This is a genomic window from Paraglaciecola sp. MB-3u-78 (genome assembly GCF_002835935.1).
Lineage (GTDB): Bacteria > Pseudomonadota > Gammaproteobacteria > Enterobacterales > Alteromonadaceae > Paraglaciecola.
This window is the reverse complement of sequence record NZ_PJCF01000006.1, coordinates 121,424-145,427: the sequence shown is the minus strand read 5'-3', so window position 1 is coordinate 145,427 and position 24,004 is coordinate 121,424. Positions and strand designations below refer to the sequence as shown.

The window sequence follows — 24,004 nt, the reverse complement described above, 5'->3', positions numbered from 1 at the left end:
GCACTTATCGATATAACAAAATAGATGATTTTAATAGGTTTACTCAATGGGTTTCTCTTTTACCTTATGACGTTTAGTATAAGCGTTTGCTTACCAATCACATACTGCTAGTTGGAGAATTATAATGAAAAAGGCCTCAGTCACAATGTTGATGGTCTGTGCTTTAACCTTAAGTGCTTGTCAGCCACCAGCGGTTGATCCTATGAAAGTAGAAATATTAGTCCTTGATACAGAACAACAAAAACACTCTTATGCTATTGGCGCTAGTATGGGTCAAATTATAGAAAGTAAAATAGCGAATCAAAAAGAAGTTGGGGTTGAATACGACCAAAACTTGTTAGTAAAAGGATTTATTGCAGCCTTACAAGGCCAATCACAATTAGAAAAAAAAGAAATTCAATCAATCAATCGCTTTGTTGAACGCCTAGTGCAGGAAAAAAAAGCTGCGCTTAAAGCCCTGATGGGTGAGGAAAATAAAGCATTAGGTTTAGCATTTTTAAGCAATAATGCAAAGCGTGCTGTCGTCATTGTCACTGATTCAGGCTTACAGTACGAGGTACTAAAAAAGGGTGAGGGCAGCAAACCTAAAGCTACCGATACAGTAAAAGTACACTACCTTGGCACACTGTTAGACGGCACAGAGTTTGATTCGTCTTATTCACGTAATAAACCTGCAAGCTTTCCGCTAAATCGTGTAATTAAAGGCTGGACTGAAGGAGTTCAACTAATGAATACGGGAGCAAAGTACAAGTTTTATGTGCCTTCAGACTTAGCATATGGAGGCCGTTCGACTGGTGAAATCACTGGTCATTCAACCTTAATATTTGAAGTGGAATTACTTGAAATCATCCATAAAGGTAAACCAGCAACTAGAGAACCTGAGTTTTAATTTAATACACTATTTACTAACATCCAATAAAAAGCCGATCACGTTACCGTGGCCGGCTTCACTTTATCATAATGATAATCAGCTATTCTCCGTGCTGAACCTTATTCCCTTACTCTGTAGCCCTTAAAAGGGCTGTTTATCCCGGACTAACCAGGTGATTTAAACTGTAATATATTGTCTTTTCGACTAAATACTGTTTCAACTTTATATATTTGGATGTCGATATTTACCTCAAATCATGTGTTGCCGTGTTTAAAGGTAGTATGACTTACTCTCTTAATTTCAGTTGACTCAATAAAGGGCGAAAAAAAGGGCAACTCTTTTTTACGCTAGGTTCCTCAAAGTGTTTCTCATATGAGACTTAGTAGTGATTATTGACCAATAACGTAACTTCACTTTGATTAATATTAAGCATAGTCGATAACCATATTTTCACATGGTTAACTTCGACTTTTTTTGTAATAAATTACACTAAAAAAATAGTTTTTATTCCCACTTGATGTGGCAACTTTTACTTCTTTGTCTTCCACCTCGCCAATCAATACTCAATATAAGGGTAAATCGCTACTGATTTGTATTCTCATAATGTAATTGAATAAAAGAAGGAAGATGTAAGATTCCATTCATTTAAAATTAAGCATAGAATTTCACCTATTGATAAGCTTATCATTCCCGTTAGAACGATGTTACATCAACAATTACACGCAAATATTTTAAGAAAGGTTCAGGCTTGAAAACAAAACTGATAACACCTGAAGGGTATAAAAAGCTTCATGACGAACATGAAGAAATATGGCTTAAACAAAGACCTGAAATCACCAAAATTGTAACTTGGGCTGCAAGCCTTGGAGACAGGAGTGAAAACGCAGATTATCAATATAATAAAAGAAAATTAAGGGAAATTGATCGCCGTGTTCGATTTCTTAGAAAGCTATTGCCTGAGCTAAAAATCATCAATTATTCAAAGGAACAGGAAGGTAGAGTGTTTTTTGGTGCTTGGGTTGAGATTAAAAATGAGACCGGGGAAGTAAAAAAGTTTCGAATTGTCGGCCCAGAAGAAATTTACGGTGATGCTATTGGGTATATTTCTATCGACTCTCCTATGGCTAGGGCTTTATTGAAGAAAGAAGTCGACGACATAGTTGCTGTAAAAACGCCCAATGGTATCAAGGAATGGCACATAATTTCCATTATATACATACCCCAATGGCAAGGTTAGTAACCCTGACGAAGAAACGGTGCAGTTGTGCCAAATTTATGATTGTTTAATAACCATTAGTTTGCAGTAACATTTTGAATAAAGCCTAGGTTTTCACTCACTTAAAAGCGATAAATATCATTTTTTTAGTATTCGAAAAAGTCTGGTAGATCGGTATTCTCTTGGGCCATATTAGATTTGTAGATAGAATAAAAACAGGATTAAACGATGAACCTAGAATTTTTTGCTAACAAGTTTCATGAACTTTGGCTATTAGCTCAGTCGCAGTTAAGTGAAACATCGACTTACATTCAAGCAACTGTAATTATGGTGAGTTATTTCGCTGCTTACTGGATATATGCCAAAACTATTAAAAGAAGCTTGTTAGCCAACAAAAAATCCAGCTCCATCGGGCACCCACTTGGCAGCATACTTTCTAGGCTCGGCAGTATCGTTTACCCCCTTGTTGCTATCGTGCTGCTGCGGATTTCACTTTCTGTGGGAGAGGCGTCCTTATATTCAGTGTGGCTGATCAATGCCGCTCTCACTATCGCAGTATTGCTATTTGTCTATTCTATTATCAAAGAATTTGTCACTAGTACTTTTATGTCCGCATTGTTTCGCTGGGTAGGACTGCCTATTCTTTTGCTACATCTTTTAGATGTACTTCCTGTTTTTATCAAAGTACTTGAAGAAATTTCTCTTACTGTTGGCAATATCCAGGTCACCCTATATGGACTTGCACGAGTATTGTTCTTTGGGGCCCTTCTCTTCTGGCTTGGGCGTGCATCCAACAATGTGGGTAAAGATATCATTCGTAACCAACACAAACTTGATATAAGCACCCGTGAAGTATTTACCAAATTATTTGAGGTAGGTCTTTTCTGCGTTGTTTTCATATTGTTGCTTAACATTATGGGAGTTAACCTAACTGCTTTGGCCGTATTTGGTGGGGCTGTCGGTGTCGGTTTAGGATTAGGCTTGCAATCAATTGCTTCAAACTTTATCTCTGGGATCATCATCTTATTAGATAAATCACTGACAATTGGTGATTTTGTCGAGCTGGAAGACGGGAAAAAAGGATTTGTCCGAGAGTTTAAAATGCGTCATGCGGTACTAGAAACTTATGACGGTAAAGATATCTTAGTCCCGAATGAAGTATTTATTTCTTCGCTGCTTATTAATTGGACTCATAAAGATCCCAAACAACGTTATAGAGTGGATTTCAGTGTTGCTTATGCCACTGATGTGCGTGCAATGGTAGAGATTATTAAAGAGGCGGTTGCAGAACATCCTCAGGTTATCAGTGGTATGGATGTACCATTCGAAGAACGGCCAGATTGTGAAATTGATAGCTTTGGTGATAACGGTGTGAATATGTTTATTGAGTTTTGGATTGAAGGTATAGATGACGGTAAAAATCGTGTAGGTGGAGATTTGCTGCTCATTATCCTTGAAACGCTTAAAGCCAACGGTATTGCGATTCCATTCCCTCAACGTGAAGTGACAGTTCTGAATGAAGGCTTTGTAAAATAATCTGCAGATACATTGAGCAAGGATGCTAAAACTGTGTGGAGACTAAATATAAATTATAGCCCACAAAACACAAAATCAATGCTAAACCTTTGAACCGATTAATTTTTCCAGGGCCTCTTATTCCTAAGCAAAATATCAATAATGCTACGGTTAAGCCCAGCATTAACAAGCCATCTCGGTACAAAAAGGTAGCATCAACCTGAACCGGCTGAATCACACCCGCGATTCCAACAACAGCGAGCGTATTAAAAAGATTGGAGCCAACAACGTTACCGATTGCTAATTCGTGTTCGTTTTTCCTTACCGCGATAATGGAAGAAATAAGCTCAGGCAACGAGGTTCCAATACCAACAATAGTCAGTCCGATAATCACGTCGCTGACTTTAAAATATTGGGCGACTTCAACCGCTCCCCACACCAATACTCTGGAGCTGACAATCAACAGAATTAAACCTACGGCTAACCAAATTAGATGAGGTTTGAGCTGAAGCTGACTATCAGTAATCTCAATAGCCACCTCCTTGCCCAGCTGATCTTTTGGTTGCTTAAACGCCTGCCATCCGCTCCAAGAAATCAGTAATACAAATATACCAAGCAATGAGAATGCATCATCATGTGAAACCTCAAGATCCAATAACTGCCAAACGGCAAAGAATGTAATTGCGAGTAAAATTGGCAGTTCTTTTCTAACAATTTCTGATTTCACCATAATGGGGCTGAGTAAAGCTGTAGTGCCCAGTACCAATGTTATGTTGGTGATGTTGGAACCAAACGCATTACCTAAAGCAAGACCACCGTTGCCTTGAATCGCGGCGAAAATAGAGACGATAATTTCTGGCGCGGATGTGCCAAAACCAATGATAAACATGCCAATAAACAACGGCGAAATACCGAAATATCCGGCAGTAAAAGAGGCACCATGGATAAACCGTTCTGCGCTCCAGATAAGAACAGGTAATCCAACCAAAATTGCTAACGTAGCCCAAATCATCCTATACACCTTTTTAGTTTTGCTGCATTCAGCTTATAGAATATTAACTGATTAACTCTCAGTTTGAGACTAGATACAATAGAAGCCAAGACTTTCATATCCCATTTAAACAAATAGTGTCAGGTCTTGAGAAATATTGACAACAAGGTAGCACTAGCAACGCCAAAAATAAATTCACAATGATTGTGTCTTTTTAGAACGATGAACCGTCTATATACCCACATAATGATAGTGAAACTATCGCCTAATTAAGGTGTGTTGGGTTAGGTGCAACCCTTAGTGTTAGTGCCTCAAAATAACAGGCATTGAAAAGTCTCTCTAAAGCAAGTTTGGCGTTAGATAATGGTGATAATTAGCTAGCTAAAAAAATGTTATATACATATATCCTTTTTGAGCCAGTATATTAAAGAATATTTACGGCTCACAAAAGACTAGGATAGTTATGCATGATGATGTGGTTTGAATTTAATTCTTATCAAAGTAAAAATATATATTCAGTGCCTTTAGAAACAATTGAGACTAAAAAGAGTAAAAAATGAAAAAGTGGTGGGGTGATATTAATTTTGAGTTAAATGAGGCTAAAACTTGGCGGATTGGTCAACGCAAAATATCTGTACAACGCAAAGATGCCGAGTGGCTAATTTCGAATGAAAAGACTAATGAAGAGAGCTTTGAAGAGCTGGTATTAGAGAGGGCAACGTTTACGGACCCTGTAATAGATATCCTACCTCAACGCTACTTGGTTAAAAACACCCAGAACAGCCTAATCGCTAAACCACTACTGGCTGACCGTTCCATCATTGTTAGGCCTCACTCTGCTCTCAATGTACTTCCTGGAGAGAAAATAGAACTCTATGTCAGCTCTCCTTTATGGCTGGCTTTTTATGCTCATGAAGGAAGGTTACCAATCAGTGACCTTCCATTCTGGCTGCCATCTGATTCATGGTTTGGACCCAATACAATGGTCGGTGAACTATGCTACTCAAAGTACACCGATGCAAAAGTCACATTAGATAACATCCAAAAACGTTCACACCGAGCCATCACCACAATAAACATATCTAATGAACATGATGAAGTATTGACCATAGAACGCATTAGCCTCCCGGCCCCATTTTTAAACCTTTATGTTGACGCCACGCATCAGTTTTGGACTGACAAGGTGTGTTTGATACATCACTTAGATGGTGACCGTCCGTCCTTTGCTATTAAAAACTTAACAAAAGAAAGCGAAAAAACGGATCTAACATTAATCTCACCAGCAAGGGAAATGGCTGATGAAAATACATTTATGCGGTCAATTAGAAGTTTAGTGGCTTAAGTAAAGGCAACCTTAGGAAAATTTTACAATGGAAACCAGTACAACACTGAATTTAATGGAGCAATGGCATGTCTTTGCCATTGGCAAAGGCTTCTCAATACTTATTATTGGTTACCTACTTGCTCGTTTTGCCAGAAACGGCGTTGGGCGTTTTAAGGTGGCAAACCTCACACCACACAGCATGATATTGCTTAAACGTTTAGTGTTTTATGGGATTTTAATCCTTACCTTTATTTCAGTGATGAAAGAACTTGGATTTGATCTAAGTGTTGTACTGGGCGCAGCAGGTATTTTTAGTGTGGCTATTGGTTTTGCATCACAAACATCCGCATCCAACCTTATAAGTGGACTATTTTTGATGATGGAAAGACCATTTTCTGTCGGAGATATCATTAGAGTCGAGTCGACAACTGGAGAAGTGATTTCCATCGATCTGCTGTCAGTAAAACTTCGGACCTTTGATAACTTGTTTGTCCGAATTCCGAATGAATCTATGATAAAAACACAAGTGACTACATTGACCAGATTTCCAATTAGGCGAGCTGATCTTCAAATCGGAATAGCCTATAAAGAGGATATACAGAGAGTAAAAGAAATACTCAACAATGTAGCGACAAAAAATACGCTGTGTTTAGATGAACCCGCACCCTTATTTATTTTACTTGGCTTTGGCTCCTCCTCCGTTGACATCCAACTGTCAGTCTGGGCTAAAAAAGAAAATTTTCTGGCTTTAAAAAACAGTATGTATCAAGAAATCAAAAAAACATTCGATGAACAAAACATTGAAATTCCGTTTCCTCATATCAGTTTATATTCTGGGGAAGCCACAAAACCTATACCTGTTTCTATAAACGAGATCACGAAATGAAAACAAGTGACTTGTTAAAAGTATGCAAACAACCACAAAAATGTCACTGGGAGTGGAGTTAAAGTGACTAAAAATATTACATCAGGTGATCTTAAATTTGGCGAGTCATTAGGCATCGCACCAGGTGGTGTTATCTCCTATTCTTCAGATTATGAAACAGCTAATGAAGAGGCCTACCCCAGTCGCAGCCATTATAGAAGTTACGTAGATGGGATTTACATGGGATATAAATGGCAATGCGTAGAGTTTGCGCGACGTTGGTTGTATATCAATAAAGGTTATATTTTTAACGATGTGGCTATGGCATACGAAATTTTTCGACTTCGTTATGTACGGGACTTAGTTAACAGCCAAGAATTGCCCCTGAATGCATTTAAAAATGGTTCTCAGCGACGCCCTGAGCCAGGATGTTTATTGATCTGGGATGAGGGCGGTGAATTTGAAGAAACTGGGCATGTCGCTATTATCACAGAAGTTTATGAGGACAAGATCAGGGTCGTTGAACAAAACCAAGACTTTGCAAAATGGCCAGATAGACAAAATTTTTCAAGAGAAATTAAAGCTAAAGTAGGCACCAGAGGAGACTACTGGCTTCGATGTCCATCAAATGACTCAACTATTTTGGGGTGGGTGCTACAAACCGATGATCCAACTCACGCCATTACGTTAGACGCGTCCAACAAAGAGATGTTTAACATTATCTCATGTGAAGCCACAGACAATAGCAAAATAGGCACACCATGGCTTAATTTGGCGAATGAAGATGAAAACGCATTTGTCGAAATGATGGAGGGCCACAAGCTTTCCTCTTCCGCCTCCTATGAAAAAAAATATTATCAGATTTCTGCTACCGCTAAAGTGGCTCTAGAATCGGCTACTGATGAGCTTCACCAAATGTTTTTACACGCCACTGATTATGCACTTGAGCACCCTGAGTTATTGGGTAAATTTGGTTTGCCTGAAAAAATCCTGTCGAAGATAAGAACATCTTGGGCAAATAGAAAAAACCAGTTGATTACAAGTCGCTTTGATTTTGCCATGTCTGAGAACGGTCTAAAGGTATATGAATACAATTGTGACTCTGCGTCTTGTTATATGGAAGTGGGTAAAGTTCAAGGTAAGTGGCTTAAACACTTTGATGTAAAAGGTGGAACTGACGCAGGTAACGAGCTATTTAAGCACCTAGTGAAGGCATGGAAGAGCTGTAAAATCGACTCTATTGTGCATGTGCTTCAAGACGATGATCCCGAAGAAACCTATCACGCACTTTTTATGAAAAATGTGATTGAGGCAGCGGGGTACCATTGTGAGCTTGTCAAAGGGTTGGACTCGCTTCGGTGGAATGCAAATCAAAAAATCGAGGATGGTAATGGAAACCTGATTAAATGGGTTTGGAAAACGTGGGCATGGGAAACCGCATTAGATGAATTGCGTTTGGAGGAGGGCACTCAAAGAGATCCTGACTTTCTCGATAGCTCCCCATCTTTATCCGATGTACTGCTAAACGATGACATTATGGTATTTGAGCCGATGTGGACACTCATTCCAAGTAATAAAGCAATACTACCGATACTATGGTCTCTATTCCCAAATCACCCCTTGTTATTGAATGCTGATTTCGAACTCAATAGTGAGCTAGTTAAATCCGGATACGTTGTTAAACCGATAGTCGGAAGATGTGGTGCAAATATTCAGTTGATTGATCAAGACCACAATATATTAGCTGAAAAAATGGGGGTATTTGACAACAGAGAAAAAATTTACCAACAACTGTTTCCATTGCCATGTATTGACAATCTTTATGTACAGATTTGTACTTTTACCGCCCAAGGAAACTATGCTGGAAGTGGCACACGTGTTGATCCCTCAATGATTATTGGCAAAGACAGTGATTGTATTGCACTACAAGTTTGCCACGAATAATTAAGTAGAACATACAGTCGTAATAGCGCACTAGCAAAGCTTAAAGAAAATAGTTTTTGGGTTAAGCTTTGCTAGTGTCTGGTGATTAGCATGGAATGTAATATTTAATGAATAAAGAAGAACTAGAGAAAGAGCGTTTTTGTAAGATCAGCTCCATCTTATATAGTGCCAGCCAACCGATTCGAATACTGTCTCATCTTGAATGGAACAGAGATATTAAGCGTCAGTTCTTTGGGGATAAAGCTAAAGAACTGCCTAAGGTTAACTATCTTCAATTTGACCCTAGCAAAACCTTAGTATTAGTGAATCAAGCTAGATCACTGCTTAAAAATACAGATATAGATAACTGGTTAGAACGTGTGTCTATCAAGCTTGAATATGGTGCTTTAATGATGGCGGCAGCAGGCACCCAGAAGTTTTATGAATTCTCTGAAAAACTATATGGTAAACCAACCAACCCTTTTGCCGACGGCAAATCCACACCTCTTGAATTAGCCAATACTTTTGACAAACAAATTAGCAGTTACGCAACCTACGACTTAGGTGCTCCCCCTCCAATGTGTTACCTCGCCTCTGATATCGCCCAGCAAATGCAGGCTGCAGTTGTGAAAATGTTTGGTGACGAAGCCCCAAAAGTTGAAATTGTAGACGAGCTTTCTGCTAATGCGTTAGCAAACCCAAAGCTTATCAGGATAAGAAAAACGGCATGTTTTACTGACCTTGATGCGCAGCAGCTAATTAATCATGAAGCACATATTCATGTCGCCACATCTATTAATGGCTTAAATCAACCGCATCTTAAAATATTGGCCGCTGGTCATCCAGGTACCACTAAAACACAAGAAGGTTTAGCCGTATTCTCTGAGTATATTACCAACTCAATAGATTTAGACCGTCTTCGCAGGCTTGCAGATCGTATTCTGGCGATACAAATGGCAATCGAAGGAGCCGACTTTTTAGACGTATATCACTATTTTTTAGAGCGGATTGGCAACGAATCACAGGCCTACGAAAACACCCGGAGAGTATTCCGAGGTGGCGTGTTAACCGGCGGTGCACCCTTTACTAAAGATGGGGTCTATTTAGAAGGATTTATCCGCGTGCATAATTTTTTAAAAGCCATAGCGGCTAACGGCAGGGCAGACTGCCTGAAGTTATTATTTTGCGGCAAAATGGATATTGAAGACATACCCGTTTTATACAAATTAGAAGAAATGGGACTCTGCCAACCGGCGAAATACTTACCACCTTGGGTCAAAGATGCACGTTATTTATTGTCTTATTTAACCTGTTCTGAGTTTATTAATAAAATGGACATGACTAAGAATTATGCACACTACGATGAGTTACTGCACAGCATTCCAAAAACCCTTAATTAGAGCTTAATTTTAGAACAGCCCTTAAATCCCTTCCAAAGGGACAGATTGTGATAACTGAATCCTAGTTCACCTGCATATAAGAGTGGAAAAAGGAAAACGCTGTTAAATATCAGGATATGCTAATACATTGTGTTTATGTAATAGTCTAGATGTCTGCATAGCTTGGTATCTTTTCCAATGCACGTTTATAGCGCATCTTCACCGTACTTAAATTCTGATCGACTATCTCTGAAATTTCACTAAACTTCAGTCCACTAATAATCCTAAAAACGACAATTGAGCGCTCTTCCACACTGAGTGTGGATAGCCAAAGATCAACCTTCTCATTATCTTCAAATGCCTCCGATTCAACTTGTTCTTCAGCTATAAAATCAGCCTCATCTATAGATACAAGGGTGAGCTGTTTTTTCCTTAATCGATTCAAAGATTGATTATAAGCAATCCGATAAATCCATGTTTTAAAACTGGAACGTCCTTCAAAGCGATGTATATTGTTAAACACATTTAACATTGTATCGCTCACAGTCTCTTCTGCCTCTTCTATTGAAGCAAGATATCTAAAACAGACTTGTATTAACTTTGAGTGATATCGATGAAAAATCACTTCATATGCAGTTGTCACATAGGGCAGTTGTATACGCGCAATTCGTACAAGCTCATTGTCATCTAGCTGCGACAACCTCTCTGAAACACTACTGACAACGGGCCTTGTGCTTTTCATAGTTAATCGTTTCTACGACTCTTCCCAGCGTTCAGCCAACTTAGTTATGGTGTATGTCTGAGTTAATAAGTCTTGATTAGGAATACTTAATTGCAGTCCGTCCTTGTTTTCTATAATGGTGTTGACTGTGCTAACCTGGACTACATTCCCAGTAAAACCTTTAAATTCAACTTCATCTCCAGGTAACAACTGTTCTCTTGCATAAATTCCCGAAACAATACTATTTGCAATAGCCTTAGTTCCCAAACCTAACGCCAACGCCAACGCGATCCCCATACTCGCGATCAAGACAGTAAAAATCGTATTGAGTAGTTCAGTTTCCAATTGCAGTTGACCAACAACTAAAGAAAAAGTGATAAATATCACCAACATTTGAAGCACTCTTGCTGCAGCGTCACCGAACTCAATGCCCATGTTTTCAAAAGACGCTTCTACTTGTGTTTTGCCTGCCTTGGCAATAAACAAACCGATGACAGCAATCACGAGTGCTCCCACTAATTTAGGTAGATACAACACAAATTCATCCAACAAAGACGACAGTCTGTCTAACCCTAAGGTTTCTGCACCCGCAACAAGAATTATCAACACAAAAAACAAATAAAGGATCCGCCCCACGAGTGACGATGGGCTTAATTTAAATCCTAAGGTTTTTAAACCCTTCTCTATACCCAGCATATCGCAAAGCGTATTGAAGCCTATTTTTTCAATAACCTTAGCAAACCATTTTGTAAAAAATTTAGATAATAGCAACCCAATAAAAATGAAAATTATTGTGGCAATCAAATTAGGCAAAAATCCCGCAATTTCTGTCCAAAACCGCGACAAGGCATTGCCAAACGATTGTGTCCAAATATCTATATTCATGTCGGTACTCCATTTTTAAGTAATGTGTGTAATATTAATTTTTGTTATTTCTGTGTTTTTTTTGCTGTTGATGCAAGTCAAAGCGGCGTTTCGCTGAATATGCTGACGCACCAAAACCTAACAACAAAACCCAAACCCATCCAATAAAAAGGCTCCCAACATCCTTGATTGCGGTTGTATTCGAAGATTTCCTAAGGACCTGTTGCAACGCTTTGTTCTCATCAGTGACAGGCGCACTTTCATTGAACAACTTTTTTAACTGTTCTTCATCTGGGCTCATGACGACTCTCCATCTAAACGTAAACAGAGCCAATCACTATGCTTAGCCCTTTCTAATCGTTTGACTAATTCATTATCAGTATTTCAACGCGTCTATTTTGTGCACGTCCTTCAACTGTCTCGTTAGATGCTACTGGATATTCAGCAAACATTTCCTGCTCGGTGAATGATTTTTTGGATGCACACCCAGAATCGATTGTTAAAAATAGAGTGGTAGCATCAATTGATTTTTTCATGTTTTCTCTGCTGTATATAAACAGGCTTTAATAGTATTCAAAGATATAGACTAGTCGGAAGTCAAAGAAGTCACATTTATAGAATATTAATTTTAAAATTCACATTGTGACCAATTGGAATTTCATTCCGTCTAACAGATAGTGATATGTAAGATTAGCTTTTGATAAGGAAAGTTTTGCGCACTGGAACAAGGCAATAACAGTTTACCCCTTCTGAAAAATGCCTCTGTTTTAACAAATATTTTATTGTTGAATTAAACAGGTATATTTATCCAGTGCGCTTTTTACGCAATCCTTGAATATTAAGTTTTAGCGCTCTGCTTGCTCAGTTCCTTATACCAAAGCGTCATAAAATCCTTGGTCAATTTATGTTCGATATCCAGAGCTTTTTCAATAGGACAAAATAATGTAAAGCTCGCTTTAAATTCTCCAATTTCAGTTGTACCAAAGTGGATTTGCGGCTCTGGACCTGATATCTGCGCATCAAGTTTTCTTTCGATAACGGAATTATATCGACATGCAACATCAATAAAATCCTCACAATAATGCTTGGCTTTATTAGATAATGTTTCATAAATGGAATATGGGTTAAGACTTTCTTTACGTACAATCATAAAATGATGGGTGACATAACGCTTACTAAAGTTTAAGTTTTTAATGGGGGTGGTTATCAGTTTGTTGTTGGGAATATAGACTGTTTTTCTTGAAAACTGATAAGTATTGATGTCAATTTCATGCAAGGTTGTTTTTATCCAGTCAGTTTCGACCACCTCTCCAAAATAGTCACCCACTTGGATCCAATCACCTATCTTAAAAGGCCTTGTTGTGACTAGGTAGAAAAAACCGATCACACATTGAATAAACTCCCTTGTAGCAATCACAATAGCGACAGCAAAAGCCGCAATGGATAATGCAAAGTTCTGAATTTCAGCGGCCCATGTAGATAACAGCAATAACATCATAACGAAGTTAATAAAATGCTTGATGTTATGTGATGTATTTCTGACATCGAGCTGTTTTTTTTCGGCCCGTTGCTGCGCTAATTTATCTACAATCGCTTTTAAACCAAATGCGATGCTGATCACTATTAGAGAGATAAAAACCGGATGTAACAGGATATCTTTGAGCATAAATTCCTAATGGATGTAAGTGTGATAACAATAGAATACTATAAAATTATATTTATTAGAGCTAGCGGATTTCAGTTTCTAGTGCGACACATTGAATTTTGAAGGCAAGAGGGCGAAGCCCACGGTCGATTAATACCGACGACTAGTGCAACAAAGAAGATAGAAAATTTTGCGATATTTCCTAAAGACGCAGATTAACTAAATACTGACGCTTCTGCAGCACTCTCAGCCATCACACCCACAATATTGCCCAATAGATAACCAGCCATCACAATAAAAACGGTGGCTAACAGCTGAGGCACATAACCAAGAAGTGTATTTAACCAAGAAGAGAAAAAATCGAGCCCTGGACTAGACGTTGCCGCTGCCATAAAAAACAGCATGACCACCCAAAAAACCGTCTTACTAATGACCGCTGCATGGGATGCCTTAATTTCTGCTACCCCAGTGACTGCCAATTCTCGAACCACTTTTTGCCACATCCGGCTAATCAACTTAACGGTTGTTAACGTTAATTTGCTGCATACCCAAGCAATTAGCCATCCTAATAATATAAGAAATAGTGCGCCAATCAGTTGAGGAACATGTAAAACCAAGTAGTTATTTAATTGCTCATAACTTGTAGACAAAGCAGTTTGCCAATCATTTTGAGTGGTCATTCTCAGTTTCCTTTCGAGGGATTCATGTTAGATCTCTTAATTAGACGCATGATCAGCAAAGTTGGTCACATCAGGATCCGCTTTGTGAAGGTTTCGTTTTAAACATGAAAACTCTGAATTAAGCAAATTTATAGCTAGATCACAGACTTACATGTGACTTTTGCAATTAACCTTGTGTCTAATTTTTAAAGCTGGGTTATTATAATCCTAGATTCGGCAGTTAAACCACGAGAAATAGCGCCATTCACTGATGCGCCTGGCTATGGTAAAAAAGTTCTCATCACCAATAAGGTGACTACTAATTTTTCCCCTATGCCAATCACACCATTGGCTAACACTCTTTCCACGAGTTCTACTGCGGAATCTAGGATAATGAATGCCAAACTCTCTTTGCATCGCAACCCTATTTCACCATTATTATTGATAGAGAAATTTACATGACATACGACATACTCATTTGGCTAGGCATCGCGTTTTGTATTACGCAATCCGCTATTTTTTCTGGGTTAAATCTGGCATTTTTCAGCTTAAGTCGATTGCAACTAGAGGTAGAAGCCAAGCAAAATAATAAAAATGCAATTGTGATCCTGTCTATGCGCGAAGATTCTAATTTTTTGCTCTCAACCGTGCTTTGGGGGAACGTGTCAATCAATGTATTGTTAACGATTTTGTCCGGTTCGGTACTGACAGGTGTTTCTGCGTTCTTATTTTCAACTTTCCTCATTACCTTTTTAGGAGAGATTTTCCCCCAGGCTTATTTTTCTCGAAACGCGCTACTGGTTGCGTCAAAACTAACGCCTGTTATTAAGTTTTATCAAATTTTATTGTTTCCCGTCGCTAAATTAACCGCTTTGATCTTAGATGGTTGGTTGGGGAAAGAGGGCATTACTTACTATAGAGAAAAACAACTGGCGGCTATTATCAAAGCACATATCGATTCAGATGATACTGATATGGCACATGTTCAAGGTCGAGGAGCGCTCAATTTCCTGCAAGTAGAAAACATCACAGTATTTGAGGAAGGTGAACTCCTTGATCCAGATAGTATTATTACCATGCCAAGCAAACTAGACTTTCCAATATTACCTGCGAACGGCACCTCGGAATTTAAAGAATTTATTCAAGCCGTTAACCGTTCTGGCCACAAGTGGGTACTGATTCAAAGCGAAGAAAATGAGCCCTTATTAATGCTTGATGCAGATGGATTTGTGCGATCTACTACCCTAGAAAATGAAATCACTGATCCCTACCTGTTTTGTCATAGGCCCATTGTTATTCGTGATCCGAAGTGTACATTGGGTGAAGCACTGAAAAAGATGAAATCTGTGCATGATGCAGAACCCACCTCAGACGAGGTATTGCATACTGATGTGATAGTGGTTTGGACCGATTTACCCCATCGCGTCATTACAGGGGCAGACATACTCGGCCGCTTATTAAAAGGAATAGGGCAAGAGCAACATGCCTCGTAAAGGCAGGTTAACTTACCTTGAAATGAGATTAAAAAGAGGAAAATAAATGTTCAAGAAAATTGCTCTTTTAATGGCTCAGGGTCTACTTGCTTTGCTGCCAATATCACTAACACTCTATTTTTTGGTGTGGTTGGTGACCGCAATTGAAACAGGATTAACCCCGCTTATACCTGCCTCTCTTTATTTTCCTGGAATGGGGTTGATTGCTGGCCTAATGGTATTGCTTATAATAGGGATCGCAGTCAATGTGTATATAGTCGAACTTTTCATAGGTTGGAGCGGAAAAGTATTTGAACGTATTCCTCTTATCAAAACAATATATGGCGCCATTCAAGACGCCGTTAATTTGATCAACCTGGGTAAACAGCAAAAAATTCAAAGCGTGGTATCCGTCAAGATCACCGACAGTATTCATTTAATAGGCTTTGTCACAAACCACGATGGTGCAAAAAAATTATTTAAGGATGATAAAAAGCTAGGTGTATACATACCATTAAGTTACCAAATAGGTGGCTATACACTGTATATAGATAGCGACCAAGTTTCCCCATTGGATATTGATGTTGAAACGGCCATGAGAATAGCCCTGACGGGTGGTAATGCTTCAGGGTTAAAAGCAGCTAAAAAATCAAAAGTGCCATCCACAGAGGCACAATAACAAGCATTAAAATAGTGATGGCTAAGTCACACTGAATGGGGGAAATTGTCAAAAGGGCAGCTTTAGCTGATTAATTCAAATGGAATGTATGAGGTCTTTTCAATTTCCCATTTCTATTAAAACAAATAGAGTCACTTTTGGTAATTGAGAAGATAAATCATTTTTAATGTGAAATATCCCCTAATAAGTAACCAATTTTAACCATCATATTTGTATTGTTTATCTGAAAACATAATTTAGGAGTTTTTTTGAGCAAAAATATTTCACCCAAAACAAGGTTTAGTAATACTACCTATTGGCTAGTTGCGTTAGCCTTTTTCTATACTGGCTTTCATTTAACAGAAATTGGTTACATGAATGTTGAGTGGTTTACGCGTTCTGGTTGTATGGTGATTGTGTTAGGCGTCTGGGCAAGCTTAGGTGTTGTTTTCAAGGAAAAAGTATTAGTGCAAAAAATATCTTGGAAACGTAATCAGGCATTTGCCAAGTCTAAATTTAGGATCCTTAAAGGTAAAAATCATCCCTCTCTAGGCGAAACAGAGATTTCAGAAATCAACTCGAATCACGACAAAGAACTGGCAGAGCATCTCCAGCATTTAAGAATGTCGATTGGCGCTTTAGAAGTGTCGTTATTAATAAGTGGCACCCTAGTCTGGGGATTTGGCGATATTTTGTTGAAATTTATATAGAGTCAAAACTAGGAAAATTGGTCTTTTCTGCCATCAAAATGTGGAACATAACTCGCATCTTCAAAGTCTTCGGTGAGAAGTAATATGGGGAACGGAATAGAATGTGTTGTAAACTTTTGTGACATTTAGAAAAATAGTCATGCAAACATTAACGCTATAAATACCAATGAAAGCACCGTTAAAAAAACAACTGACAAATGAGCAGAATTGATAGTAGAAATACGGTTAACAGTTAAGGTGATGAATTTTGAATCAATATATTGTGTTCTTTGGGCTATGGCAGCCAATATTCTGCTCAGACTCATAAATAATGAAGAAAAGTATGCTGCACTCACATCTAAAAATGACGGCCTTTTAGGATCCTCATTGGAGAGTATTTGTACATAATTATCAACGTATTTATTCAATAACAGCCCCATAAAAATTGCGACTACGATAGGCCAACTAGCCGCTAAAATATTACCCATGGACAGCCTGATGGTTTCGAATGATATGAAAGGCCATAGGATCATTAGCAAAACAGTCAGCAAACAAATTAACAGCAATGGAATATGCTTTTGTGGGTCGTAGTGATGGCCTGTATCTCGAGACATCAAGTTAACAAATCGATACATTAATAGCCCCGTAAAAAGACTACTAATACTTATTAATGTGGGTAACAGTGGCATTCCGATTAGTTGCTCTTTCAACAGCAGTTTTGCGTAACCTCCACTTAAGAATGGCATACCAACTAATGCCAATGCAGGCATGATTATCACAAAATATGCAAAATATCGTGCCTGAGATTTTAGTGCCAACAATGGAGATATACCGACACTAAAAAATAAGGCGCTTTTAGCTAATCCGTGATGAATGCAGTACAAAATCATAGCGGTAATAATAGCATCTCGATTGTCTGGTAATATATACGTGGCGCCAAATGCCATAGTCAAAATACCCATTTGACTGACGGTTGAGTATGCAAGCACTACTTTAGGGTTGTGCTGAAACAGCCCTTTGATTGCGCCTAAAAATGTACCAGCGCCCCCCAACCCTACTATCAAATAACCGATTATCTCAACTGGCTCAACACTTTGTGGCACAAATCGGAGCCAACCAATGACGCCCGCTTTTACCATAAAGCCACTCAATATTGCGCTTGCGGGAACAGGCGCCACGGGGTGTGCTTTGGGTAACCACCAGTGCATACCGAACAACCCGACTTTAGAGCCAAAACCAAGCACCACAATTAGACTAGTGATCCAGGCTAGCTCACTGTTAAGAGCAAACCCTGCATACCATTGGGATAAACAGAATCCGCTAAATAGCAGCACTTCACCGATAATGACCCAACGAATATAGCTACGAGAAGCTTCTCTAGCTTCTTCAGAAAGTTGATGAATAACCAGCACAAAAGAAGACAAGCTCATTAAGGTAAAGAAAGTAATAAAACCGTATGGGTCTTGGCTAAGTGTCAAACCAAAACATCCGGACATCGCCAATAACATAAAGATTGTAAAGGTTGATTGTTTAGGATCTTTAGCCATATAAAACTGAGCATATAGAGTGGCCAAAAACCACAAAACACCTGCCAACATTAAGAATAACTGGGTTGTTTTATCGAGTAATAATTCGTTACTGAAAAACAAAAATGACGAAGAAGAGGCATAATCAATGCCTGTAAATGCAAAATAAATGGCCGGTAAAGCGCAAATTGGGGCACAGGCGATAAGAACACGTTTGTACCTAGATAAAAATAATACTCCGGCAAACAACATCGGTGCCAGTACAATAAGCCATGGCACCAAGGATGATGATTCAACATAAGTATTAATAAGAGAAGGTACGTTTACAAATTCTTGACTCGCAATGACCTTAGCCCATTTTAAAGGACTAAATTCACTCGCGGCAAACAGCCCTGCCAGAACAGATAATGTAACAGTGATCAGAGGTGGAATAAGTAACATCCAATAAACCTCTAACTTTGACGACTCGGATTTAGCAGGCCAATGACCTTGAGATGGCATAAACCAGCCCCTGTAGACTATGGGTAAAAGATACATTGCATTCAGTAAACTGCTGAGCGCTAACACCACCAGCACCCAATATTGTCCTTGTGCAATTGCGCCATTTCCTAAGTACCACTTGGTCACAAAACCTGCGATGGGTGGTATCCCAATCATCCCAAAGATAGCCAATGTTAACGCCGTCATCGTCAAAGGCATTCTGCTTCCTACACCATCGAGTTCAGATACTTTGTGAATATGTAATTCTTCAGCGAAGTTTCCTGCGCTGAAAAACATAGTGATCTTCATGATCCCTTGATGCACAAGATGGGTGACAGCCGCAATTGCAGCCAGTGGTCCACCAATTGACGCCCCTAACGCAATGTATGACACCTGACTAACGGTTGAATAGGCGAGTCTTTTTTTCAGGTCGTCCTGATAAAGTGCTCTTACCGAGGCATAAACGATAGTGATGGAAGCAGCAATGGATAAGTAGAACAACACGCCAAGAGAGTCAGCGAACTCAAATCCATAGACATCATAAATGACCCGAATGATCCCAAAAGCACCGGCTTTAACCACTGCGACAGCGTGAAGTAATGAGCTCACGGGAGCGGGAGCAGCCATGGCTTCGGGTAGCCACCCATGTAAAGGCACTAAAGCGGCTTTGACACCCAAACCCACGATAAGAAGCACAAAGATAATAGTCAGTTCAGTGGTTGGCAGATGCGTCATATTCGCCAAATCACCAGCAGCTGAAAAATCAAGAGCCCCAGCCAGTGACTTTAACCACACCACAGCAACAAGTAACACTGCACCGCCAATCATAGTGTATCGAAGATAAATTCTTCCAGCACGCAGTGATGCCTCGTTACCTTTGTGTACAATTAATGGATAGGCCGCTAATGTTAATAACTCATAAAAAATGAGGAATGTAATCAGGTTCCCAGCCATTGCGATACCCAGCGTCGCAAATACGCATAAGCTGAAGAAACCAAAAAAACGGCTTTGATGTTTAGCTTTTCGTAAATAACCTATAGCGTAAATGGTAGTCACAAACCAAAGCACACCCGATAATCCCACAAACATCAAAGACAGAGGATCGGCATGCAACACTAAGTTGATATTGGGTAGTAAAGGAAAAACCAACCTAAATTCTTGCCCAGAGTTAATGCCTATTATCAAAACGACAATCATAAGAATAGTTAAGAAAGCGTTCACTAGATTGATGGTGGTGCGTATCTTTTGTTTATTTTCTGGGATAATAAGTAACACTATCCCCGTTACAAATGCGGTAACCAGAATGAACAGAGGCAACATACTAGACCAACTCACTTTCCCGTTCCTAAAGTCGCAGTGGCGAGCCCTATATCGATAACATCAAGGATCCACATGGCATTCAGGCCTATAACAATCGTGATAACAGCAAGCACGAGTGCACTTAACAAACCGACTTCTGCAGAAGATGAGACATACACCTCTTGCTCTATTGTTGGAGTGGTAAAAGCCAAGTTTAAAACACGAAATAGGTAGCTAGCAGATAACAACCCTCCTACAACCAAGAAGATGATCCACCACCACTGCTTACTTTCTAATGCACTATCAAACATGATCCACTTCGCGATAAAGCCACCGGTTGGAGGAAGCCCCATTAAGCTAATGCCGGCAATACCAAAAATAAAAATACTAAGGGGCATATGTGAAGCAATGCCTGATAAACGTTTTATTTCGTCATGCCCCGCAATTTTCTGAATATTACCTACTGCCATAAACATCACAGCTTTTGCACACGCATGTGCCACAATAAAATAAGCAGCAGCACCTAATGTCTTAGTGGGATATTGGTACATCAAGGGAAATAAAATAAACAAATACCCCACTTGAGCCACTGTGGAATAGGCCACAAGTAGTTTTAACTTATCCGTTGTGAATGCCTTAACCGACCCCCATAAAATGGCTAAGGCGCCAAATGCCCCGATAATACTGGCGCCTATAAAAGTGGTCGCGGGTGTGAGTACACTAAACCAAAGCATAAATAAGATATAAAATGTGCCTTTTAGTACCAACGCTGATAAAGCCGCACTCACTGGAGCAGGTGCGCTAGCATGAGCGTCAGGTAACCAAAAATGTAGCGGATAGAGTGCTGTTTTTAATATTAATCCTAGGGACATAAACCCTAAGGCACATTTGGTCAACAAGGTACCTTGCACAGTAGCCGCCAGCATTATCAAATCCAACACACCGTACTCACGGTAAATCAGCGCCACCCCAAACAAAAACAGCAGTGAACCAAATAACCCCACTAACAAATATTGATATGCCGCTTTAATGGCTGATTGACTCTTGTTAATCGCAATAAGGCTAACACCTGATAATCCCATCAGCTCAAGCATCACATAAAGATTAAACAGATCGCCTGATAAGAAGATCCCGCACAGGGCTGTATTCAGTAGCCACCACAGCGGCCAAAAACGCCTTGCTTGGTCGACATCCTTAAAATAATGTCCGCTATAGATAGTAATCGCCAATGAAATGGTCGCAGACATAATAAGCATGATGGCAGAAAAGGTATTTAAGGTAAGGGAAATACCTAATGGCGCTTCCCATCCACCAATGGCATAGCTGATGACGGCACCATTTTGGGATACAGCAAGAGACACCAACAGCACAGCAAACAAAAGATGAATAATGGCTGTTACGATACTGAGCCACCTCGAGATACTGCTACTTTTTACCAGAAAACAAATGATGGCCAATAATAGCGGTAATAAAATATGCAGAGGTAAAATCTGGCTGGCAGTTGCCAGCGGTAAATCAATCAGGTTTATCATGGCGAGCCATTTCATCTGATTGTGATGGCAAATCTATTTGTGTGGCCAAATTAAGCGCCAATGCGCTCCCTGCAACCGCAACAACTATACCGGTTAACACCATACCGTGAGTTAATGGATCAATGGCGTTTGGATAGAATGCGGATGTTGCCAATAGCAACATAAACACACCTATTCCCATGACATTTATTGCTAAAACCTTATGAAATACGCCAGATTTCACTAAAAAAGCAATCAGTCCTAATGCGAACAAAATCACGGCGCATACGCTATATAACTCAGCTTGCACTATGTGAACCTCAAGAGACTTTGCCTCTAACTGACAAGTAACAAAGGTACAGTGTTGCAGCAACAGAGAAAGTGGCTGCAAACTCAATAAACAAAATAAGACGTCCAGAAAGTTTAGTTGGGTACATTAAAAATGTATGAGAGTGAATATAAGAAAAGCCAATCACCAGAATGAAAAAGATTAAGCTCATCGAAAAAATCGACCGCCACCAAAACCCATTCATTCTGGTTACACCGACGTTTGATAGGGATAACAATAGGCCACATCCTGCAAGTAATGCTCCAGCCTGAAAAGCTCCCCCTGGTTTAAATGAGCCAACCCATAACGTATAGCCAGCCAATAAAATAGTAAGAGGAGCCAATACTTTTACTAAACTAAAAAGTGGACCATCTTGGGTCTCTAAGTGAGAGTGATCACTGACACCGGCGTCAATATAAGGCAGGCTTGCAATACTTACGCAGAAAAATACCGCAAATTCTATTAGTGTGTCATAAGCTCTAAAATTGAGTAAGACGGCAGTAACAGGATTAGTGACACCACTTTGCTGAATATTTGCTTGCACCAAATCATACATAATATTTTGAGGTGCTGGCGTTTGTAATAACGCGTAAATCACCCATCCTGCAAGCATTGAAATAGCCATAATAATGATAAACACATATCTGTTTTTAAGAGAGGTATTGTCATGTGCATCAATCATTTTCAGTCTCTGTAATGTTGATTGGATTCTGGAGTCTTTTTTTAATTTCAAGCCGCTTCCAAGCACCTAATAATAAGGCACCTGTTAACCCCGCACCGATTGTCACTTCAGCAATAGCAACGTCAATTGCATTAAGCCGGATCCAAGCAATAGTGACAGCCAGTCCTAAACTAATGAATAAGACTATGCTCTTAAAAATATTCGTACTAAAAAGTGCACCTGATGCCAGCACTAAAATAAGCACCACAAGCAAGCCATCAAACATCAAGTTAATCGGCATCAGTGTGTTCCCCTTCGTATTCCACAGGGCGTTTTCTAAACTCGTGACGAGCAATAAGGTGGCAACTGGTGGCACTGGCAAATAACACCAACATCCAAATAACTAGCAATTTAAACATCTGATACATATCAGTAGTCTGCGGCATCAAACCAATCACAATTAACCCTAACCCTAAATTATCTGCTTTTGTTAAGGCATGAAGGCGACAATACACATCAGGAAAACGCAATAAACCGACGGTTCCGGCTATAAAAAAAAAGGCCCCAAACACACAAAAAGAAGCAGTAAACACATCCCATAAATTCATGTCTTAACTTCACCCAATTTAACGAATGCAATGACAGTTATCGATGCAAGAAGCGATAGAAACAACGCAACATCCATCAACACCCAATTATGGGTAAAGGCGCTCTGCAACAGTAAAATGGCAACGCCAACTGAACCAAATAACTGTGCTGCTAACATACGATCAGCTTTGGTAGGGCCTAAAAAAATTCTTAAAACGCCAACCAGCAAAGAGACAAGCAAAGTAATAGAAAGAAACGCATATATCATGCTCATGGCGTCGCCTTAGCTGCACAGATATCTATTCCATAAAGATTGGCAACGATACTTTCGCATTTAGCTAAATCGTTCTGTGAAGCGGTATTAAGTGATAACACATGAACAATGATGCCATCAGGCTCCTGCATCACGATGAGCGATCCGGGTAATAAACTCACTAAATTAGTAAAAAGATTACTGTTCACACCCATAGTGAGAAAACGCATTTGATATTTGATAAAACCAGGCTTGATGTTCAATGCAGGTGAAAAAGCGCGCTTAGCTGTATCGAAACCACCAACTATAGATTGCGTCACAAAAAAGAAGACGAATTTAGGCAACAATAATAGACGGATTGACGATTTCACTTCTACCTTTTTGTCCTGAACTACTCGTAAACAATAACTCAGGCTCGTCGCTATCAATATAAAGAAGGCACCAACAATAAATGACCTATAGTCAAATTCGACTAATACCAACCAAATGAAGGCAAGTAATAATGCGGTAAAAACCAGTACTTTCAGATCTTTGAAAAAAAAACGTTTAGACAAAAAAATATCCTC

At 39.4% G+C, this 24,004-nt stretch carries 25 protein-coding genes; 10 read left to right on the top strand and 15 right to left on the bottom strand.

Annotated elements, in window-relative coordinates:
* The first annotated feature begins 124 nt into the window (after positions 1-124).
* The 3 genes from CXF95_RS14815 (at position 125) to CXF95_RS14805 (ending at position 3,623) form a co-directional block, all read left to right on the top strand.
* Complete coding sequence (locus CXF95_RS14815; RefSeq protein ID WP_101199429.1) at positions 125-889, top strand: FKBP-type peptidyl-prolyl cis-trans isomerase; 765 nt, start codon at positions 125-127, stop codon at positions 887-889.
* A gap of 730 nt (positions 890-1,619) precedes the next feature.
* A complete protein-coding gene (gene greB, locus CXF95_RS14810) occupies positions 1,620-2,108 on the top strand; it encodes a transcription elongation factor GreB (RefSeq protein ID WP_101199428.1) in 489 nt (162 codons plus the stop codon).
* Between the two features lie 207 nt (positions 2,109-2,315).
* Complete coding sequence (locus CXF95_RS14805) at positions 2,316-3,623, top strand: mechanosensitive ion channel family protein (RefSeq protein WP_101199427.1); 1,308 nt, start codon at positions 2,316-2,318, stop codon at positions 3,621-3,623.
* Between the two features lie 25 nt (positions 3,624-3,648).
* On the opposite strand, the gene CXF95_RS14800 is transcribed toward CXF95_RS14805, so the two are convergent.
* Positions 3,649-4,614, bottom strand: coding sequence for a calcium/sodium antiporter (locus tag CXF95_RS14800; RefSeq protein WP_101199426.1), 966 nt, complete (start codon positions 4,612-4,614; stop codon positions 3,649-3,651).
* A gap of 535 nt (positions 4,615-5,149) precedes the next feature.
* Here CXF95_RS14800 and CXF95_RS14795 point away from each other — a divergent pair.
* The 4 genes from CXF95_RS14795 to CXF95_RS14780 all read left to right on the top strand — a co-directional run bounded on the left by CXF95_RS14795 (position 5,150) and on the right by CXF95_RS14780 (position 10,105).
* Complete coding sequence (locus CXF95_RS14795; RefSeq protein WP_101199425.1) at positions 5,150-5,935, top strand: hypothetical protein; 786 nt, start codon at positions 5,150-5,152, stop codon at positions 5,933-5,935.
* Positions 5,936-5,963: 28 nt separating this feature from the next.
* Positions 5,964-6,803 (top strand): mechanosensitive ion channel family protein, encoded by an 840-nt coding sequence (locus CXF95_RS14790; protein ID WP_101199424.1) that lies wholly within the window; start codon positions 5,964-5,966, stop codon positions 6,801-6,803.
* Between the two features lie 63 nt (positions 6,804-6,866).
* Positions 6,867-8,726: a glutathionylspermidine synthase family protein gene (locus CXF95_RS14785; RefSeq protein WP_101199423.1), complete on the top strand. Its 1,860-nt coding sequence runs from the start codon at positions 6,867-6,869 to the stop codon at positions 8,724-8,726.
* A gap of 107 nt (positions 8,727-8,833) precedes the next feature.
* The gene (locus tag CXF95_RS14780; protein WP_101199422.1) at positions 8,834-10,105 is read left to right on the top strand and encodes a flavohemoglobin expression-modulating QEGLA motif protein; all 1,272 of its coding nucleotides are present in this window, start codon (positions 8,834-8,836) and stop codon (positions 10,103-10,105) included.
* Positions 10,106-10,250: 145 nt separating this feature from the next.
* On the opposite strand, the gene CXF95_RS14775 is transcribed toward CXF95_RS14780, so the two are convergent.
* From CXF95_RS14775 to CXF95_RS14750, 6 genes are all read right to left on the bottom strand, one after another.
* Positions 10,251-10,826 (bottom strand): sigma-70 family RNA polymerase sigma factor, encoded by a 576-nt coding sequence (locus CXF95_RS14775; RefSeq protein ID WP_101199421.1) that lies wholly within the window; start codon positions 10,824-10,826, stop codon positions 10,251-10,253.
* Between the two features lie 12 nt (positions 10,827-10,838).
* A complete protein-coding gene (locus CXF95_RS14770) occupies positions 10,839-11,690 on the bottom strand; it encodes a mechanosensitive ion channel domain-containing protein (protein WP_101199420.1) in 852 nt (283 codons plus the stop codon).
* A gap of 34 nt (positions 11,691-11,724) precedes the next feature.
* The gene (locus tag CXF95_RS14765; RefSeq protein WP_101199419.1) at positions 11,725-11,970 is read right to left on the bottom strand and encodes a hypothetical protein; all 246 of its coding nucleotides are present in this window, start codon (positions 11,968-11,970) and stop codon (positions 11,725-11,727) included.
* 64 nt (positions 11,971-12,034) lie between these two features.
* The gene (locus tag CXF95_RS30000) at positions 12,035-12,205 is read right to left on the bottom strand and encodes a hypothetical protein (protein ID WP_198556599.1); all 171 of its coding nucleotides are present in this window, start codon (positions 12,203-12,205) and stop codon (positions 12,035-12,037) included.
* Between the two features lie 302 nt (positions 12,206-12,507).
* Positions 12,508-13,335: a mechanosensitive ion channel family protein gene (locus CXF95_RS14755; protein ID WP_101199418.1), complete on the bottom strand. Its 828-nt coding sequence runs from the start codon at positions 13,333-13,335 to the stop codon at positions 12,508-12,510.
* A 194-nt stretch (positions 13,336-13,529) separates the two neighbouring features.
* Positions 13,530-13,994, bottom strand: coding sequence for a hypothetical protein (locus tag CXF95_RS14750; RefSeq protein WP_101199417.1), 465 nt, complete (start codon positions 13,992-13,994; stop codon positions 13,530-13,532).
* Positions 13,995-14,431: 437 nt separating this feature from the next.
* Here CXF95_RS14750 and CXF95_RS14745 point away from each other — a divergent pair, with 437 nt between their 5' ends.
* The 3 genes from CXF95_RS14745 (at position 14,432) to CXF95_RS30695 (ending at position 16,813) form a co-directional block, all read left to right on the top strand.
* Entirely contained in the window at positions 14,432-15,466 is a 1,035-nt protein-coding gene (locus CXF95_RS14745; protein WP_101199416.1) for a DUF21 domain-containing protein, read from the top strand.
* Between the two features lie 46 nt (positions 15,467-15,512).
* The gene (locus CXF95_RS14740) at positions 15,513-16,124 is read left to right on the top strand and encodes a DUF502 domain-containing protein (protein WP_101199415.1); all 612 of its coding nucleotides are present in this window, start codon (positions 15,513-15,515) and stop codon (positions 16,122-16,124) included.
* A 248-nt stretch (positions 16,125-16,372) separates the two neighbouring features.
* The gene (locus CXF95_RS30695) at positions 16,373-16,813 is read left to right on the top strand and encodes a hypothetical protein (protein ID WP_232787861.1); all 441 of its coding nucleotides are present in this window, start codon (positions 16,373-16,375) and stop codon (positions 16,811-16,813) included.
* A 137-nt stretch (positions 16,814-16,950) separates the two neighbouring features.
* Here the strand turns inward: CXF95_RS30695 and CXF95_RS30690 are convergent, their stop codons facing one another.
* The 8 genes from CXF95_RS30690 to CXF95_RS14695 are packed head-to-tail and all read right to left on the bottom strand — an operon-like array spanning position 16,951 to position 23,992.
* Positions 16,951-20,133 carry a complex I subunit 5 family protein gene (locus CXF95_RS30690; protein WP_101199414.1) on the bottom strand — a complete coding sequence of 1,061 codons (3,183 nt, stop codon included), beginning with the start codon at positions 20,131-20,133 and terminating at the stop codon, positions 16,951-16,953.
* A complete protein-coding gene (locus tag CXF95_RS14725; protein ID WP_198556598.1) occupies positions 20,130-21,629 on the bottom strand; it encodes a complex I subunit 5 family protein in 1,500 nt (499 codons plus the stop codon). The genes CXF95_RS30690 and CXF95_RS14725 overlap by 4 nt, the downstream gene beginning before the upstream one ends.
* Positions 21,613-21,918, bottom strand: a complete 306-nt coding sequence (locus tag CXF95_RS14720; protein WP_198556597.1) for an NADH-quinone oxidoreductase subunit K — start codon at positions 21,916-21,918, stop codon at positions 21,613-21,615. The genes CXF95_RS14725 and CXF95_RS14720 overlap by 17 nt, the downstream gene beginning before the upstream one ends.
* Before the next feature lie 10 nt (positions 21,919-21,928).
* Positions 21,929-22,618, bottom strand: coding sequence for a hydrogen gas-evolving membrane-bound hydrogenase subunit E (gene mbhE / locus CXF95_RS14715; protein WP_101199412.1), 690 nt, complete (start codon positions 22,616-22,618; stop codon positions 21,929-21,931).
* Complete coding sequence (locus CXF95_RS14710; RefSeq protein ID WP_101199411.1) at positions 22,611-22,898, bottom strand: DUF4040 domain-containing protein; 288 nt, start codon at positions 22,896-22,898, stop codon at positions 22,611-22,613. Before CXF95_RS14710 ends, mbhE begins: the two co-directional genes overlap by 8 nt.
* Positions 22,888-23,205 carry a monovalent cation/H(+) antiporter subunit G gene (gene mnhG / locus CXF95_RS14705; RefSeq protein WP_101199410.1) on the bottom strand — a complete coding sequence of 106 codons (318 nt, stop codon included), beginning with the start codon at positions 23,203-23,205 and terminating at the stop codon, positions 22,888-22,890. The genes CXF95_RS14710 and mnhG overlap by 11 nt, the downstream gene beginning before the upstream one ends.
* Positions 23,202-23,459 (bottom strand): monovalent cation/H+ antiporter complex subunit F, encoded by a 258-nt coding sequence (locus CXF95_RS14700; RefSeq protein WP_101199409.1) that lies wholly within the window; start codon positions 23,457-23,459, stop codon positions 23,202-23,204. Before CXF95_RS14700 ends, mnhG begins: the two co-directional genes overlap by 4 nt.
* On the bottom strand, positions 23,456-23,992 hold the full coding sequence (locus CXF95_RS14695; RefSeq protein ID WP_157828154.1) for a Na+/H+ antiporter subunit E: 537 nt from the start codon (positions 23,990-23,992) through the stop codon (positions 23,456-23,458). The genes CXF95_RS14700 and CXF95_RS14695 overlap by 4 nt, the downstream gene beginning before the upstream one ends.
* Positions 23,993-24,004: the final 12 nt, after the last annotated feature.

Excerpts from the sequence above, each read along its gene's own strand:
- CXF95_RS14815 (WP_101199429.1), top strand. The coding sequence starts at position 125 with ATGAAAAAGGCCTCAGTCACAATGTTGATGGTCTGTGCTTTAACCTTA.
- CXF95_RS14805 (WP_101199427.1), top strand. The coding sequence starts at position 2,316 with ATGAACCTAGAATTTTTTGCTAACAAGTTTCATGAACTTTGGCTATTA.
- CXF95_RS14800 (WP_101199426.1), bottom strand. The coding sequence starts at position 4,614 with ATGATTTGGGCTACGTTAGCAATTTTGGTTGGATTACCTGTTCTTATC.
- CXF95_RS14795 (WP_101199425.1), top strand. The coding sequence starts at position 5,150 with ATGAAAAAGTGGTGGGGTGATATTAATTTTGAGTTAAATGAGGCTAAA.
- CXF95_RS14790 (WP_101199424.1), top strand. The coding sequence starts at position 5,964 with ATGGAAACCAGTACAACACTGAATTTAATGGAGCAATGGCATGTCTTT.
- CXF95_RS14780 (WP_101199422.1), top strand. The coding sequence starts at position 8,834 with ATGAATAAAGAAGAACTAGAGAAAGAGCGTTTTTGTAAGATCAGCTCC.
- CXF95_RS14775 (WP_101199421.1), bottom strand. The coding sequence starts at position 10,826 with ATGAAAAGCACAAGGCCCGTTGTCAGTAGTGTTTCAGAGAGGTTGTCG.
- CXF95_RS14770 (WP_101199420.1), bottom strand. The coding sequence starts at position 11,690 with ATGAATATAGATATTTGGACACAATCGTTTGGCAATGCCTTGTCGCGG.
- CXF95_RS14765 (WP_101199419.1), bottom strand. The coding sequence starts at position 11,970 with ATGAGCCCAGATGAAGAACAGTTAAAAAAGTTGTTCAATGAAAGTGCG.
- CXF95_RS30000 (WP_198556599.1), bottom strand. The coding sequence starts at position 12,205 with ATGAAAAAATCAATTGATGCTACCACTCTATTTTTAACAATCGATTCT.
- CXF95_RS14755 (WP_101199418.1), bottom strand. The coding sequence starts at position 13,335 with ATGCTCAAAGATATCCTGTTACATCCGGTTTTTATCTCTCTAATAGTG.
- CXF95_RS14750 (WP_101199417.1), bottom strand. The coding sequence starts at position 13,994 with ATGACCACTCAAAATGATTGGCAAACTGCTTTGTCTACAAGTTATGAG.
- CXF95_RS14745 (WP_101199416.1), top strand. The coding sequence starts at position 14,432 with ATGACATACGACATACTCATTTGGCTAGGCATCGCGTTTTGTATTACG.
- CXF95_RS14740 (WP_101199415.1), top strand. The coding sequence starts at position 15,513 with ATGTTCAAGAAAATTGCTCTTTTAATGGCTCAGGGTCTACTTGCTTTG.
- CXF95_RS14725 (WP_198556598.1), bottom strand. The coding sequence starts at position 21,629 with ATGATAAACCTGATTGATTTACCGCTGGCAACTGCCAGCCAGATTTTA.
- mbhE (WP_101199412.1), bottom strand. The coding sequence starts at position 22,618 with ATGATTGATGCACATGACAATACCTCTCTTAAAAACAGATATGTGTTT.
- CXF95_RS14710 (WP_101199411.1), bottom strand. The coding sequence starts at position 22,898 with ATGCCGATTAACTTGATGTTTGATGGCTTGCTTGTGGTGCTTATTTTA.
- mnhG (WP_101199410.1), bottom strand. The coding sequence starts at position 23,205 with ATGAATTTATGGGATGTGTTTACTGCTTCTTTTTGTGTGTTTGGGGCC.
- CXF95_RS14700 (WP_101199409.1), bottom strand. The coding sequence starts at position 23,459 with ATGAGCATGATATATGCGTTTCTTTCTATTACTTTGCTTGTCTCTTTG.